This is a genomic window from Shewanella sp. GD03713 (assembly GCF_029843705.1).
GTDB lineage: Bacteria > Pseudomonadota > Gammaproteobacteria > Enterobacterales > Shewanellaceae > Shewanella.
The window spans coordinates 3,727,662-3,741,757 of the sequence record NZ_JAOCIW010000001.1 but is presented as its reverse complement, the minus strand read 5'-3'; the positions used below and the strand labels follow the sequence as shown (position 1 = coordinate 3,741,757).

Genomic DNA, 14,096 nt, shown 5'->3' with positions numbered 1-14,096 from the left:
CCAATATGAAGCCTGAAATCTCCGAGCAAGAACAACGTTTAAGGGACAAACTGTTACCCGAAATTGAGGCCTTTAAACAGCAGCGCCATACTTTGCAACTCGCCACTGTGGATACGGATGGGCAACCCAATGCCAGTTACGCCCCGTTTGCCTTAGCTGACGATGGGTTTTACATCTTAGTGAGCGACTTAGCGCGTCACGGCCACAACCTTAAGCAGTCGACCAAAGTGTCTGTCATGCTGGTGGAGGATGAAGCCGAAGCTAAGTCTGTATTCGCCCGTAAACGCCTCACTTTCGATGCTCTGGCTCAAGCGGTTGAGCGGGATACGCCCTCGTTTAGTAAGGGAGTCAGCCTGTTATCAAAACGCTTTGGCGACATGTCCGATAATCTCGCGGCACTGAAGGACTTTAATCTGTATAAGTTAGCGCCCCATCAGGGATTGTATGTGAAAGGTTTTGGCCAAGCCTTTAGTCTGACGGGCAGCGAATTACTCGATGTCAACTGGAAGCGTGATGGGCACCATGGCACACCTAAAGCGCCCGAAGATATGCGAGTAGCTTAAGTACTACTTGTAGCGTAAACACTGTGTCTTGAAGACTTATGTTTTGAAAATCAGCGCCTTGAGCTTGATCGACTCAAAGCAAAAGCATAAACCCGCTATCTAGGCGGGTTTATTGTTATATTCCTCGAGATATTTCGTTATGCCTTCATTCTTTGTTATTGCCCGCTTTGCAGCGACTCCTTGCGAAAGTCACTTTGTTTATCCTTAAGGCTTTCGGGTATGCTCTGTTGATACTCGCATGTGCTAAGGTTGATGGGCATATAAAGCCTAAGGATATCAATAGTGAACAAATCGCTAACTGAGCCTACAGAATCGAGTACACTTCCCCCCACGATCATTATCAGAGTCCACTATGTCTCACAACGCTGCTAATTCTTCGATCCGCCAACGGGCAGTATTGCCCTGGATTTGGCAATTTCTTAAGCCCTATCGTTTGCGAGTTGTCGCGGCGATTGTATTTTTATTGATCGGTTCTTTGGCCTGGTTATCTCTCGGCCAAGGCGTGCGGCTGATGGTGGACGAAGGTTTTATTAAGGATAATGCCCAGCGACTGAATGAAATTATTCTATTGGTGCTGCTCATCACCGCTGTGAGTGGCACAGCGGTGTTTTGCCGTTTTTATCTGATGACATGGCTTGGGGAGCGTGTCAGTGCCGATATTCGGCTTGCGGTTTATAATCAATTACTTAAATTATCTCTGGCATTTTATGCCAAGGTGCGCACTGGTGAGGTGATTTCACGTTTTACCGCCGATTCAACCTTACTTCAAACCGTTGTCGGTTCGAGTCTCTCTATGGCACTGCGCTCCGGCGTGACGGTTATTGGTGGGCTGGCGATGATGGGGATCACCAGCGTGAAGATGACGCTGCTCGTGCTACTGGCCGTGCCTTTAGTGTTGGGGCCTGTCGGTTTCTTTGGCCGAAAAGTGCGTACCTTAGCGCGCGAAAGTCAAGATAGGGTGGCGGATTTGGGTGCCTATGTGGATGAAACCTTGCATGAGATCCACACTGTGCAGGCCTATGGCCATGAGGATAAGGACCGCAGCCTGTTCAATGGCCGTGTCGAAGATGTGATGACCGCCGCCAGCGGCCGCATTCGTTACCGCGCGCTGCTGATTTCTTCAGTGATGTTCCTCAGTATTGCTGCCATTGCGCTAGTGACTTGGGTCGGCGCCCACGATGTGATGTCGGGTAAGATGACGGGCGGCGAACTCTCAGCCTTTATGTTTTATGCCGTGATGGTGGCAGGCGCGGTTGCGACCATTAGTGAAGTGGTCGGGGAAATCCAACGCGCCTCGGGCGCCGCAGAACGCTTAATCGAATTAGCCGAAACTGAGGTCGATATTCCGGCGCCGCTGGTGCCTAAAACCCTGCCAGATAAAGTATGCGGCGAGCTGCAACTGCAACAACTTAACTTCCATTATCCCGAGCAAACTCAGTTAGTGCTCAGCGACTTAAACCTTGTAATAAATGCCGGCGAGCGGGTGGCTTTGGTCGGCCCGAGTGGTGCCGGCAAGAGCACGCTATTTCAGTTATTGCAGCGGTTTTATGTGCCGTCATCTGGCAGTATCTTATTGGATGGGATTGATATTGCTGAGCTTTCACCAAAGGATTTGCGGGCGCAATTTGCGCTTGTGCCGCAGGACTCAGTGATTTTTGCCACCAGTGTGCTGGAAAATGTGCGCTATGGCCGCGTTGATGCCAGCGAGCAGGAAGTGATTGATGCCTGTATTGCGGCCCGTGCCCATGAGTTTATCAGTGAATTTAATGAAGGTTATCAAACCTATTTGGGTGAGCGCGGTGTGCGCTTATCTGGCGGGCAAAAACAACGTATTGCCATTGCGAGGGCCATTTTAGCCGACAGACCCATCCTATTACTCGATGAGGCCACCAGTGCACTCGATGCCTTGAGTGAGCAAAAAGTGAAGCTGGCGCTTGATGAGTTAATGGCGGGTAAAACTACGCTGATCATCGCCCATCGGCTTGCAACCGTAATTAATGCCGATCGAATTATTGTGTTTGATAAGGGGCGAATTGTTGCCAGTGGTAAGCATCAAACTCTAATGCAAACCAATGATCTATATCGCGAGTTTGCCAGTTTGCAGCTGCTAACGGATGAGGTTAACCCATTGAGCGAGTAAGACTTGGATTGGGTAAAGAGGCTCAAATAAAACCCCAGAGTGCTACCTGGGGTTTTATTTTGGATTTAAGACTGCTCAAATTAACTGATTTTTAGCCAAGTTTAAGGCTGATTTTTAAGCTCTCTGCGCAGAATTTTACCCACAGTACTCTTAGGTAGCTGCGGCATAAATTCAATTAACTTAGGCAGTTTGTAGGCAGTGAGTTGCTCGCGGCAGAAGTTGATGATGGTGGTTTTCATCAGTTCAGGGTCTTGGCTGTCATCTTTAAGCACAACAAAGGCTTTAACTGCTTCTCCAGAGTGTTCATCCTTTACACCAACTACGGCACATTCGATGATATTTGGGTGGCTAGCAAGCACGTTTTCGACTTCATTAGGATAGACGTTAAAGCCGGAGACAATAATCATATCCTTTTTACGATCAACGATTTGATGGAAGCCTTCCTCGTTCAGAATCGCAATATCCCCCGTTTTAAAGAAACCATCAGTCGTCATCACATTGGCCGTTTCTTGGGGATTATTCCAATAACCTAGCATCACCTGTGGGCCACGGGCGGCGAGCTCACCGGCTTCCCCTTGCGCGACTTCATTACCGTTTTCGTCTAACAGTTTGACCTCAGTGCCGAGAACGGGCTTACCGATAGTGCCAATCTTTTGATATCCCGGTGCATTGAGCGAGATCACTGGCGAGGTCTCGGATAAGCCATAACCTTCACTGATGGTATTGCCTGTGGTTTGCTGCCATAGATTGGCTGCGGCAGCGGTCAGCGCTGTACCGCCAGAAATAGTGATTTTTAAATGACTGAAATCCAGTGCCTTAAATTCTGGTTGATGACACAAGGCGACAAATAAGGTGTTAAGCCCTGCAAAACCGGTGAAGGGGTATTTCGCCAGCGTCTTGATTAAGCCATTAATATCACGGGGATTTGGGATTAATACCGAGCAACCACCACATTCAAAATACAGCACCAAGTTCACCATAAAGGCGTAGATATGGTAAATCGGCAGTGGCGCGACAAAGGTATCTTCCCCTTCGGTGATAACACTGCCGATGCGGGATTTTACCTGCGCTGCATTGGCGAGCATATTGCCGTGGGTCAGCATGGCACCCTTAGAAAGACCCGTTGTGCCACCGGTATATTGCAGCGCGGCTAAGTCATTTGCTGCGGGAACAAAACGGCTAAAGGGCAACTCTGCCCCTTGTTTTAGCACTTGGCAGAATTCGACATTTTTAAGCCCCGTTTTGGGCTGCACCTGCGGATCGATAAGATCTAACGGGTGAGTGGAAATCACTAATTCAATCGGTGTGGTCGCAACCACTTTAGCAAGGGTTGGCAGCAGATCCGACAGCACCACTAAGGCCTTAGCACCTGAGTCATTAAACTGATGAATAAGCTCTCTTTCGGTGTAGAGCGGGTTAGTGTTGACTAGGATAAGTCCCGCCCGCAGCGCACCATAGGCAGCGATAACGAACTGGGTAATATTGGGTAATTGAATCGCGATCCGATCGCCTGGTTTTAGGTTAGTGTTATTCTGCAAATAGGCGGCAAAATAGCGTGAATCACGCTCTATATCATTGAAGCTGCTGGTTTTCCCCAAACAAGCATATGCCGTTTTATCACCAAAGCGTTGGCTAGTGCGTTCGATTAAGTCTATGAGTGATGAGTATTTGCCAAGTTCGAGTTGTGACTCTTGATCGTATGCCATGCCTAACTACCTCAAATAGGTTTATCGTTGTTATTATTTTAAAATCAAACGAGTGTTTAGATTAGAAGGATTCAACCTGTCAGGTCAACGTTTATCGTTAAATTATTGTAGCAATTTGCACGGCTATCCAATTGTAAAAATAGAACTTTTACTCTAATGAAGGGCGGTGAACTGCAGTGCAAATTTACTACAGCACACCTGAATTTGAGATGAAAAAGCGAGAGTTAGCGTCGAAATTAGCGGGGAGATTGCTCATCATGGCGTAGGGTGAGCACTTCGTATCCCGTTGGGGTGACAAGTATCGTATGTTCCGATTGCGCCGAGAGTTTTTTATCGCGGGTAACAACCGTCCAACCATCTTTTTTGAGCTTTATCTTTTCAGTGCCCTGATTCACCATGGGCTCAATGGTAAATACCATGCCCGCTTTGAGCTTAAGGCCTTGATTTGGCTTTCCATAGTGAAGGACTTGTGGCTCTTCATGCATTTCTTGACCTATCCCATGGCCACAGTAATCTCTGACAATGCTATAGCCAAAGGATTGGGCATATTGTTGAATCGCATGACCGATATCGCCCAATGTGGCCCCAGGTTTTACCTGTTTGATCCCTTGCCACATGGCAAGATAGGTAACATCTGCCAGTTTCTTAGCTTCGGCGGGTGCCTGTGGCATCACATACATTTTACTGGAGTCGGCAATATAGCCGTCTTTCTCGAGGGTAATATCTAAGTTAATGATATCTTTGCTTTTTATTGCCTCATTCGGCGAGGGCACACCATGGCAGACCACCTCGTTAATAGACGAATTCAGCACATATTGATAGCCATACTGACCTTTACTCGCGGGACGCGATTTTAGCTCATTGACAATAAAGGCTTCGACCGCATCGTTGATATCCATGGTGCTGATGCCGGGGCGGACATAGGTATCAAGCATTTGAAATACTTGAGCTAGTAATTGCCCCGCGCGGCGCATCAGTGCAATTTCTTCGGCAGATTTTATCTTCACCTGATTATTCATCGGCCATTTCCTTTACTTGGGTCACGTTGGCTAGGTTCACGTCCGCAGATTTCATTAAATCGGCGACTAACTGATTAAAGGAGAGCTGTGGATGCAACTCTGCCAGCATCCCGATCCTTATCCAGAATTCCGCCTGCGAGTTGATTGAACGTGACATGACCGAACTGGCTTTTCTCAGCTCATCATGCAGTTCTTCGGAAATTTTAACTATGCCCATAAATATACTTTATATATGTTTCGTATATTTATTGTATTCGTTCTATATGGTGATTCGTCAATAATAAATCGATATTGCTTTACCGCAATGACAGCCGAGCCTCTTTTAAGCAGCAGCCGTAAGCGCAACACAGGTGCAAGATAATTGGCTATAAGGCTATTGCTTTAAATTGACGCACTTCATGTTTGTGCGGCGCGAGTTGAGGCTATTTAGCGGATTTAACGAAATAAGGTGAGTAAAAAAGCCCGGCGAACCACAGTGATCCAACGGGCATCATTCATAGAAGTGACTAACGGTCATGCAGTGTGTTCGTTTATCGGCGAGCACACTAGCACACTAGCGCATTACGCTAAGGGCTAAAGAAGCCGGTTTCTTGGCTAACGCTTTGTTCAGGTTTGCTGACATCCGTTACCGAGAATTCGATAATTTTGCGCCCCGCTGGGATTGCATCCTTATCAGCTAATACTGTCACGGGATAATCCGATTGCTCGCCCGGAGCGAGGGTAATGACAGGATCGGCAATTAAGCTGAAGGGCATTTCGCTGTTGACCGCGAGTTGATATTGCTTGGTTTGCTGAGTCTTGTTACGGATCTTCAGCTGGTAGGTATTTTCAACTTTATTATCGGCGGTTTCGCGGTATAGGCTCTGCCTGTCGCGAATGACGTTAAGTTGAATCTCACTGCGGCTGGAGAGATCTAAACCTATCACAACCAACATAATGACAACGGCGGCGCCGTAACCTAAAAAGCGTGGCGAGCGCCAGTTGGAATGAGCGATGCCCTTTAATTCACTCTCGCTGACATAGCTAATTAGGTTTTGTTTGTAGTCGAATTTTTGCATGGTTTCATTACAGGCATCGACACAGGCGCCGCAGTTAATGCACTCGTATTGGAGGCCTTGGCGAATATCAATCCCCGTCGGGCAGACTTCGACACATAAGTTACAGTCAACACAATCACCGAGTTCAGTCGGTTGTTTACGCTTACGTGGGCCGCGCGCTTCGCCGCGTGCGGCATCATAGGTCACAGTTTTGGTGTTGGCATCGAACATCACTGCCTGAAAACGCGCATAGGGGCAGCAGTGTAAGCACATTTGCTCGCGCATCCAGCCTGCATTTAAGTAAGTACAAATCGCGAAAAACCATACCCAGCAGGTCGTCCAAAAGCCGGCATTGCCGGTAAAAATATCCAAATAGAGTTCGCGGGCGGGGATGAAATAACCGATAAATCCACAGCCAGTAATTAAGGCGGCTAATCCCCACAAACCGTGTTTAAGGCTTCTTTTGCCGAGTTTATTGGCTGACCATGGCGCCTTATCGAGCAATTTACGTTTGTTGCTGTTGCCCTCAATCCGGCTCTCGAGCCAGACAAACATAAAAGTCCACGCGGTTTGCGGGCAAAGATAGCCACACCAGACGCGCCCCCAAAACACTGTGATGAAAAACAATCCAAAGGCGGCGGCAATAAACACCCAAGCGAGCAAGGTGAAATCCTGTGGCCAGAGCGTGAGGCCAAAAAAGAAGAACTGTTGCTGACTCACATCCAGCAATATCGCTTGCCGACCATCAAAGGAAATAAAGGGTAGGGCAAAAAACAGCAGTACTAATAGGCTATTCATTGTGGTTCTCAGGCGTTGAAAATAGCCCTTCTGTTCACGGAAATGAATCTGGCCACTGCTTTTATGTGCAGGCTTATCGTCCGCCTGGATATTTTTTACGGGGATAAATTGCTCGGCAGAGGAGCGCTTGGCGTTCTCACTCTGTAGGGGGTCACTCTTGGGCATATGCTGTCCTAACGGCTTAAATAAGATTCGGCTCCCTATAGCAAGCGTTAGGCCAAGATTTTTTTGTTTTAACGTATTGATATTTAATGGTTAAATCAAATGGCGATTTAACGCATGTCGCGATATATCGCTAATTGGCGATATATCGCGTTTTTTGAGGCTATTCTTCTGCAGGGGGTTGGCGTGTAATCCCGAGTTTCTTCATCCGCGATCTGAGTGTACTTGGCGGAACGCCGAGCACATTGGCCGCCCCATTGGGGCCTGAAATACGCCAGTTGAGCTGCTTTAATGTTTGTTCTATATGTTGCGCTTCCGCCTCGGCCAAGGTTTGTAACGGCGAAGCCGCGGTTTGAGTCTGCAGATGATGCGTAGGCATGGCATGGATTTGTAAAATATCCGTTTGGGATAAAATGGCCTCCCGTTCGAGGATATTTTGTAATTCGCGCACATTGCCAGGCCAGCTGTAGGCCATCAGTTTTTGCAGACCTTTTTGGCTTACGCCGCGCAGTTTCTTACCGAGTTTGCGGTTTAGGGAATGCAAAATGTGGCTGACAAGCTCGGGCATATCTTCAAGCCTTACCCTCAGCGGTGGCACTTGAATTGGGAAGACATTCAAGCGGTAATAGAGATCCATCCTGAATAAGCCCTGTTCAACGCGCTTGAGTAAATCATGGTGGCTGGCGGCGACTAAGCGAATATCGACCTTAATGGTTTCGCTGCCGCCGAGTCGTTCAAAGGATTGCTCTTGGATCACTCGCAGTAACTTAGATTGCGCCTCCAAACTTAATTCGGCCACCTCATCGAGAAACAGTGTGCCTTGATGGGCGAGTTCGAAGCGGCCCTTGCGCTGCTGAGTCGCACCCGTAAAGGCGCCTTTCTCATGGCCAAACAACTCACTCTCTAGCAGTGAGGCTGAAAATGCCGCGCAGTTTACGCTGATCATGGGTTTATCTTTACGGCGACTCAGTTGATGTAAGTTGCGGGCCACCAGTTCTTTGCCTGTGCCATTCTCGCCACAAATCAACACGGTACTGTCGGTATTGGCCACCATATGCAGTTGCTGGATCATATGGCGGATCACCGCGCTACTGCCCGAAATATCCACATCGCCGGTCTTATCGGCTAACTCGGCTTGGAGATAGTGATTCTCGCTGGCAAGTTGCTCCGACAGAGCCTGAACCTGCGCCAAAGCTTGGCGTAGCGACTGCTCGGTTTGTTTCTGAATACTAATGTCGCGAAATATCGCGACTACACCGATAAGCTTGTTATCCCGATAGACGGGCGTAGAGCTGTAATACACTGGAAAGCTGCTACCATCCTTACGCCAGAATACATCGTGGGTAATTTCCCTTGCTATCCCATCTTTTAACGTATTGTAGATGGGGCAATCTTCCTGCGGGTAATGACTACCATCCGCGTGGCTATGATGATGGCAATTATGGATATTTTTGCCGAGTAACTCTTCATTTTTCCAGCCCGTCATGCGCTCGGCGGCGGGATTGATAAAGACAGCATTACCATTTAAATCAAATCCATAAATGCCTTCACCCACGGCATTAAGCAGTAACTGATTCTCTGGCAGAAAATGTTTATCCAAGGGCATTGCGGCGGGCTGTGTTGAGGTCATTCCGTTGATTCCTTAATACGAATGAGTGCCCAGAGTATAACCCCTTGAGTCGTGTCGCGATATATCGTGAGTTATTCAGTAATGCTTGAATTGAATGGTTTAGAGATATGTTTAGAGGTCTGACCATTAACTTGTTGATAATAAAAAGCTTATATTTTAATCGTTCGAAAGTTGTATTTAGTGCTGGCGTAAAAGAGTAAATTGTTATAAAAATGTTTCATAAATATCTTTGGCTAAGTTGACCTGAACAAAGCAGGCTCGCCCTTAATACTGGGAATTCACGGCAACTCGGGGATGTTTATTGAAGTACGGTGTGAGTGCACGAACGAGTTAAATAGCGTTTTGGGGTTAGACGGTTGTTAAGAGTACGGAGTGATTTTCTGCCCACCTTTCCGGAAAATTGCTTTCTACTGATTTGAAGTGTGCAAAAAGGCTGCGATGCAGCCTTTTTTATTGCGCGAGTGTTTGAATCTTAAAGCTTTATTTTTGAAGTTTAAGCCAAATAAACCGCTTACAGTGCTTTTGCCTGAGCTAAGCCATTAAGCACGGCCTCTATGGTGAGTGTTGAAGGCAGCACTATGCCGTTAGGTGCCCTTGGGCCATAAACCTTATTGTAAGGTGTGCCCGGTACGCCTTCATGCTTCATATAACCCGCAATGGTGGAATCGGCTTCGCTCCAATTTCCCTGCATTAAAATAACCTTGTCGGCCATCAGCGCATTCACCACTTGCTCTCTGTGGGTGACTTCAGCCTTGTTGGTTTGGCAAATGCTGCACCAGTCAGAGGTGATATCCACAAACACTGTGTAGCCATCGGCGACCAGTGGCGCGATTTTTTCAGGGGCCAGCGTGTGCCACTGCAGCTTTTGATAGGCTTGATAATCTTCGCCTTTATGTACAAAACCGATAATTCCGCCTAGGCCGACGGCGAAAAATCCCAACACAAAAATTACCGCCAGTGGAATGCGTTTACCTTTGCTGCGTTGCCAGATTAACAGGCCAATTGCACCCACAAGTAATGCGAGAATGACCAGACTGATAAGAGTGATAGTGCCCATAGATGCCTACATGAGTTTTCGATAATCCAATCTATCTTAGCGGCTAACAGCTTAAATCTGCGTGAATTTATGCTTTAAAAGCCGATTAAACCTTTGACGCATTCGGTTGCAATTGTGCTTTTGCGCCGAGTGCACAGTCTTTGTAAGCTGGTGTATTAATAAAAAGACCACAAAATAATTACAACGGAAGGGAAGGACGATTAATGCGAGCGCTAACAGAGAAGCAAACGCCCTCAAGGCTGATATGGGCAAGTGTGTTGCTGCCCTTGTTATTCACTGTGTCCATGGTCGGCCATGCCGAGCCAGCTAAAAAAAGCGATGCCAAAGTGGATAAGCTAGTGCCAGAGGTGGTGACCACTAAGCACAGAATGACGATTCAAAATCAGAAGATCAGTTATCAAGCCATCAGTGGTGAGACCATTTTAGAGAATGATAAGGGCGAGCCTCAGGCGAGTATCTTCTCTATTACGTATTTACGGGATGATGTGCAAGACAGCAGTAAACGCCCGGTCACGTTTATTTTTAACGGTGGCCCAGGTTCTGCCTCGCTGTGGCTGCACATGGGACTCTTTGGGCCCAAACGCGTGATTGTGCCTGGTGATGCTAAAGATGATGGCGCGGCGCCTTATCGGATTGAGGCTAACGATTACTCATTACTCGATGAGTCTGACTTAGTGTTTATCGACCCTGTGGGCACGGGTTTTAGCCGCGCCCTCGGAGAGAAGAAAGGCGCCGATTTTTGGGGTGTGAAAGAAGATGCCCAATCGATTGCTGAGTTTATGCGCCGTTGGTTGATTGAACATAAGCGGTGGAATTCGCCCAAGTATCTTGCGGGTGAAAGCTATGGTACGACGCGAGCCGCGGCATTAGTGGATGAGCTCCAAGGCGGCTGGACCGATATCTCGGTCAATGGCGTGATGCTGATTTCATCGATTCTCGACTTTAGCCACGCCCGCTATCAACCGGGTAATAACCAACCCTACATTGGTTTTTTACCGACCATGGCGGCAACCGCGTTTTATCACAATAAAGTCAGCGATGCCGACAAGGCTTTAGGGCTCGAAGCGTTTGTCGAACAGGCGCGTCAATTCGCAATCAAGGATTACGCCTTAGCCCTATTGCAGGGTAGTCGTTTGGCGCAAAGCGATTATCAGAGTATACGCAAACAGTTGGCGCGTTTTACGGGCTTGAGTGAGTCTTACCTCGATCGAGTGAATTTACGGGTGAGTGCGAGTCGCTATACCAAGGAATTGCTCAGGGATCAGGATTTAACTGTCGGGCGGTTAGACAGCCGTTACACAGGCAAAGATTACGACAGTGGCGGTGACTCGACCGATAACGACCCTTCGGGTTATGGTATCGATGGCGCTTATACGGCGGCTATCCACCAATATCTGTATGAGGATTTAGGGGTTAAATTATCACGTCCCTTCAACGTGCTCTCCACCGATGTTAACCGTGGCTGGAACTGGAATATCAGCGGTAAGCAAATGCATTATGTGAATGTGGCACCCTATTTAGGGCAGGCACAACGCGAGAATAAGGATCTGCGCATTTTTGTCGGTAACGGTTATTTCGATTTTGCGACGCCCTTCTTCGCGACCGAAAATACCTTTGCCGATAATGGCATAGATAATAGCCGCGTCACTATGCATTACTACAAGGCGGGCCACATGATGTATATAGAGCCCGCATCGCTTGCGCAACTGGTGCAGGATATCCGCGCTTTTTATCATCCTAACGCGGCTAAATGAGAGTGACCGTATTGTTTGGCCAGTGTTAAACTGCCACTCCTGTGAAGGCCCTATTGAGGGCCTTTTTATGCTTTAAAGGATTAAAAATGAGCTTTAGTACTTGGTTAGGGCTATTGGCGATTTGTTGCTTGGGCGCTATGTCTCCCGGGCCGAGTTTGGCCATGGTGGTGCGTCATACCTTGGGCGGTGGTTGCGGCAAGGGGATTGTTTGCGCTTGGGCACACTCGATTGGTATTGGCATTTATGCGTTAGTGACGTTACTCGGCCTAGCCGTTGTATTGAAAAAAGCGCCGTTGATTTTTAATGGGATCGCGATTTTAGGCGCGCTCTATCTCGCATGGATGGGGATCCAAGCATTGCGCTCAAACGGAGGCATGCAGGCAAAACTTGCGGCGGGGGAGGCGACGGATACGCTCACTGCGGCGCGCGATGGTATCGCGATTTCCCTGTTCAATCCTAAGATTATGTTGTTCTTTTTAGCGCTGTTTAGTCAGTTTGTGATGGTGGCCGATAGCTTGACGGGGCAAGCGCTTATCGTGTTAACACCGTTGGTGGTTGATGGGCTTTGGTATACTTTGATTGCCTTACTGTTGTCCCATTCGAGCGTATTGCCTAAGTTGCGGGAAAAAGCGGGGCTTATTGATAAACTTTCTGGCGTGGTGCTGATCCTGCTCGCGATACGCGTGGTGTATACCCTCTAACGTATTGCAATACGTTTAGAACAATGCGAAGAGATAAATGCACGGAGATAAAAAAACGCCATCCTAGGATGGCGTTTTTTTATGGGATTTTGGCAGGCGATGCTTGGCGTTTAGCGTATCATCAGCCTTTAAAGATTTGTACCGAATCATCCATTGCAGCTTCTTCCTGCATAACGGGTGGATTGGCGATATGATCGTCCAGGTTGTCGTTTAGCATTTCGCGGTATTCGGCGCTAAACCAGTCGAGCGCATTGTCTTTTTCTGCGCCTAAATCGGCAGATTTAATCGCGGCTTCAAAGGCGTTAAAACGGGCCGCGGCAAAACGCAGGGCAGTGCCGACTTTACCGACATCAGCTTCCTGCTGGCTTAGCTGATTGGCTAAGGCAATAAATTGATCGGCAAGTTCAAAAATCGTGGTGTTGCTGGTATCAGTCATAGCGCTTACTCAAAATAATTTATTGGTGGGCGATTCTATCCTAAATTCTGCCAGAAGGAATCGTTAACGCGTAACTATTGGGATCTACATCTGTTGTACTCAGCCTAATACTTAGCAGGTCATCCATCGCTCAATGGCGGTTGGCTTGAAGGTTGATTTGGTTGTATTCCCTTTTATATCAAATGGTTGCGCGTTATCCGCTCAAGGCGGTAGATGCACATCAGTTCTGTCATCGTGGTTTGGATCCCTGCCGATTTTTGATGTAGATAGTCTGCCGAAGTAAAACCTCTGCATGGCGATGTGAGGGGAATAATATCCGATTTAGCCTCCTATGAGGATTCATCTTCTGTTCAGTTAGCCACTCGCATACTGCTTCCATCAACAGGAGAACCGCCATGAAAGCAATTAAACTTACTCTGTCAGCCTTACTACTCGCTGCAGCTTCATCTTCGGCCATTGCGGCAGATGTCGGAGTGTCGATTAACATCGGCGATCCAAACTTTTACGGTCAGATCAATATTGGTAATTTTCCTCGTCCACAGGTGATTTACGAACAGCCTATTATCATCGAGCAGTCGCGGGTCGTGTATGAACCCATCTATCTGCACGTACCGCCAGGTCATGCGAAAAAATGGGGACGCTATTGTGCCTCCTACGGTGCCTGTGGTCGTCCGGTCTATTTTGTGCAAGATGGCTGGTATCGTGACGAATATGTCCCTCGTTACCGCACCTATAAACAGGATAAGCATCACCACAAGCATTACGACAAACATGAGCGCCGCAAAGATTGGGATGACGACCGTGGTCATGGCCACCGTGGTCGTGATTAACAAGGATTGTTTGCACAAACGCCCCTATCACGTAGCTGATGGCTTAGCAGATCTATGTGCGAATCAAAGCGTCTAGGAGCCGCACTCTGCTTTACTCGATTGCACTCTCGCAATAAGGGGGGATTGTAATCGATTGCCTTGTGCTAAAGGACTGCGATGGATTTAGGTCACAATATGCTTGAGATATCTCAAGACTGGGGAATAAAAACCTGAGTTGGCTTGTCATGTCGCGCTATCACTTTTAAGCTAACGGCATTCTAACC

12 protein-coding genes are annotated in these 14,096 nt (G+C 47.8%); 5 read left to right on the top strand and 7 right to left on the bottom strand.

Annotated elements, in window-relative coordinates:
* The first annotated feature begins 5 nt into the window (after positions 1-5).
* A complete protein-coding gene (gene hutZ / locus N5E87_RS16440) occupies positions 6-563 on the top strand; it encodes a heme utilization protein HutZ (RefSeq protein ID WP_279775425.1) in 558 nt (185 codons plus the stop codon).
* A 352-nt stretch (positions 564-915) separates the two neighbouring features.
* Positions 916-2,703 (top strand): ABC transporter ATP-binding protein/permease, encoded by a 1,788-nt coding sequence (locus N5E87_RS16435; protein ID WP_279775424.1) that lies wholly within the window; start codon positions 916-918, stop codon positions 2,701-2,703.
* Between the two features lie 101 nt (positions 2,704-2,804).
* On the opposite strand, the gene N5E87_RS16430 is transcribed toward N5E87_RS16435, so the two are convergent.
* The 6 genes from N5E87_RS16430 to N5E87_RS16405 form a co-directional block, all read right to left on the bottom strand.
* On the bottom strand, positions 2,805-4,409 hold the full coding sequence (locus N5E87_RS16430) for a long-chain fatty acid--CoA ligase (protein WP_279775423.1): 1,605 nt from the start codon (positions 4,407-4,409) through the stop codon (positions 2,805-2,807).
* A 236-nt stretch (positions 4,410-4,645) separates the two neighbouring features.
* Positions 4,646-5,428, bottom strand: coding sequence for a type I methionyl aminopeptidase (gene map, locus N5E87_RS16425; protein ID WP_279775422.1), 783 nt, complete (start codon positions 5,426-5,428; stop codon positions 4,646-4,648).
* A complete protein-coding gene (locus N5E87_RS16420; RefSeq protein ID WP_011621680.1) occupies positions 5,421-5,645 on the bottom strand; it encodes a ParD-like family protein in 225 nt (74 codons plus the stop codon). The genes map and N5E87_RS16420 overlap by 8 nt, the downstream gene beginning before the upstream one ends.
* 349 nt (positions 5,646-5,994) lie before the next feature.
* The gene (ccoG, locus tag N5E87_RS16415) at positions 5,995-7,428 is read right to left on the bottom strand and encodes a cytochrome c oxidase accessory protein CcoG (protein ID WP_011718042.1); all 1,434 of its coding nucleotides are present in this window, start codon (positions 7,426-7,428) and stop codon (positions 5,995-5,997) included.
* Between the two features lie 160 nt (positions 7,429-7,588).
* Positions 7,589-9,055, bottom strand: a complete 1,467-nt coding sequence (locus tag N5E87_RS16410; RefSeq protein WP_279775420.1) for a sigma 54-interacting transcriptional regulator — start codon at positions 9,053-9,055, stop codon at positions 7,589-7,591.
* A 511-nt stretch (positions 9,056-9,566) separates the two neighbouring features.
* Complete coding sequence (locus N5E87_RS16405; protein WP_088210347.1) at positions 9,567-10,112, bottom strand: thioredoxin family protein; 546 nt, start codon at positions 10,110-10,112, stop codon at positions 9,567-9,569.
* Positions 10,113-10,315: 203 nt separating this feature from the next.
* Here N5E87_RS16405 and N5E87_RS16400 point away from each other — a divergent pair, with 203 nt between their 5' ends.
* Together N5E87_RS16400 and N5E87_RS16395 are read left to right on the top strand one after the other, a co-directional pair.
* Positions 10,316-11,866, top strand: a complete 1,551-nt coding sequence (locus tag N5E87_RS16400) for a peptidase S10 (protein WP_279775419.1) — start codon at positions 10,316-10,318, stop codon at positions 11,864-11,866.
* A gap of 86 nt (positions 11,867-11,952) precedes the next feature.
* Positions 11,953-12,567, top strand: coding sequence for a LysE family translocator (locus N5E87_RS16395; RefSeq protein WP_279775418.1), 615 nt, complete (start codon positions 11,953-11,955; stop codon positions 12,565-12,567).
* 121 nt (positions 12,568-12,688) lie between these two features.
* Here the strand turns inward: N5E87_RS16395 and N5E87_RS16390 are convergent, their stop codons facing one another.
* Positions 12,689-13,003 carry a DUF3144 domain-containing protein gene (locus tag N5E87_RS16390; RefSeq protein WP_088210350.1) on the bottom strand — a complete coding sequence of 105 codons (315 nt, stop codon included), beginning with the start codon at positions 13,001-13,003 and terminating at the stop codon, positions 12,689-12,691.
* Positions 13,004-13,398: 395 nt separating this feature from the next.
* On the opposite strand from N5E87_RS16390, the gene N5E87_RS16385 reads away from it, so the two are divergent.
* Positions 13,399-13,833 (top strand): hypothetical protein, encoded by a 435-nt coding sequence (locus tag N5E87_RS16385; RefSeq protein WP_249556081.1) that lies wholly within the window; start codon positions 13,399-13,401, stop codon positions 13,831-13,833.
* Positions 13,834-14,096 lie beyond the last annotated feature (263 nt).

What these genes read in the sequence shown, in the direction of transcription:
- N5E87_RS16390 (WP_088210350.1), bottom strand. Translation starts at nt 13,003, where the DNA reads ATGACTGATACCAGCAACACCACGATTTTTGAACTTGCCGATCAATTT.
- hutZ (WP_279775425.1), top strand. Translation starts at nt 6, where the DNA reads ATGAAGCCTGAAATCTCCGAGCAAGAACAACGTTTAAGGGACAAACTG.
- N5E87_RS16395 (WP_279775418.1), top strand. Translation starts at nt 11,953, where the DNA reads ATGAGCTTTAGTACTTGGTTAGGGCTATTGGCGATTTGTTGCTTGGGC.
- N5E87_RS16430 (WP_279775423.1), bottom strand. Translation starts at nt 4,409, where the DNA reads ATGGCATACGATCAAGAGTCACAACTCGAACTTGGCAAATACTCATCA.
- map (WP_279775422.1), bottom strand. Translation starts at nt 5,428, where the DNA reads ATGAATAATCAGGTGAAGATAAAATCTGCCGAAGAAATTGCACTGATG.
- N5E87_RS16420 (WP_011621680.1), bottom strand. Translation starts at nt 5,645, where the DNA reads ATGGGCATAGTTAAAATTTCCGAAGAACTGCATGATGAGCTGAGAAAA.
- N5E87_RS16435 (WP_279775424.1), top strand. Translation starts at nt 916, where the DNA reads ATGTCTCACAACGCTGCTAATTCTTCGATCCGCCAACGGGCAGTATTG.
- N5E87_RS16405 (WP_088210347.1), bottom strand. Translation starts at nt 10,112, where the DNA reads ATGGGCACTATCACTCTTATCAGTCTGGTCATTCTCGCATTACTTGTG.
- N5E87_RS16410 (WP_279775420.1), bottom strand. Translation starts at nt 9,055, where the DNA reads ATGACCTCAACACAGCCCGCCGCAATGCCCTTGGATAAACATTTTCTG.
- ccoG (WP_011718042.1), bottom strand. Translation starts at nt 7,428, where the DNA reads ATGCCCAAGAGTGACCCCCTACAGAGTGAGAACGCCAAGCGCTCCTCT.
- N5E87_RS16400 (WP_279775419.1), top strand. Translation starts at nt 10,316, where the DNA reads ATGCGAGCGCTAACAGAGAAGCAAACGCCCTCAAGGCTGATATGGGCA.
- N5E87_RS16385 (WP_249556081.1), top strand. Translation starts at nt 13,399, where the DNA reads ATGAAAGCAATTAAACTTACTCTGTCAGCCTTACTACTCGCTGCAGCT.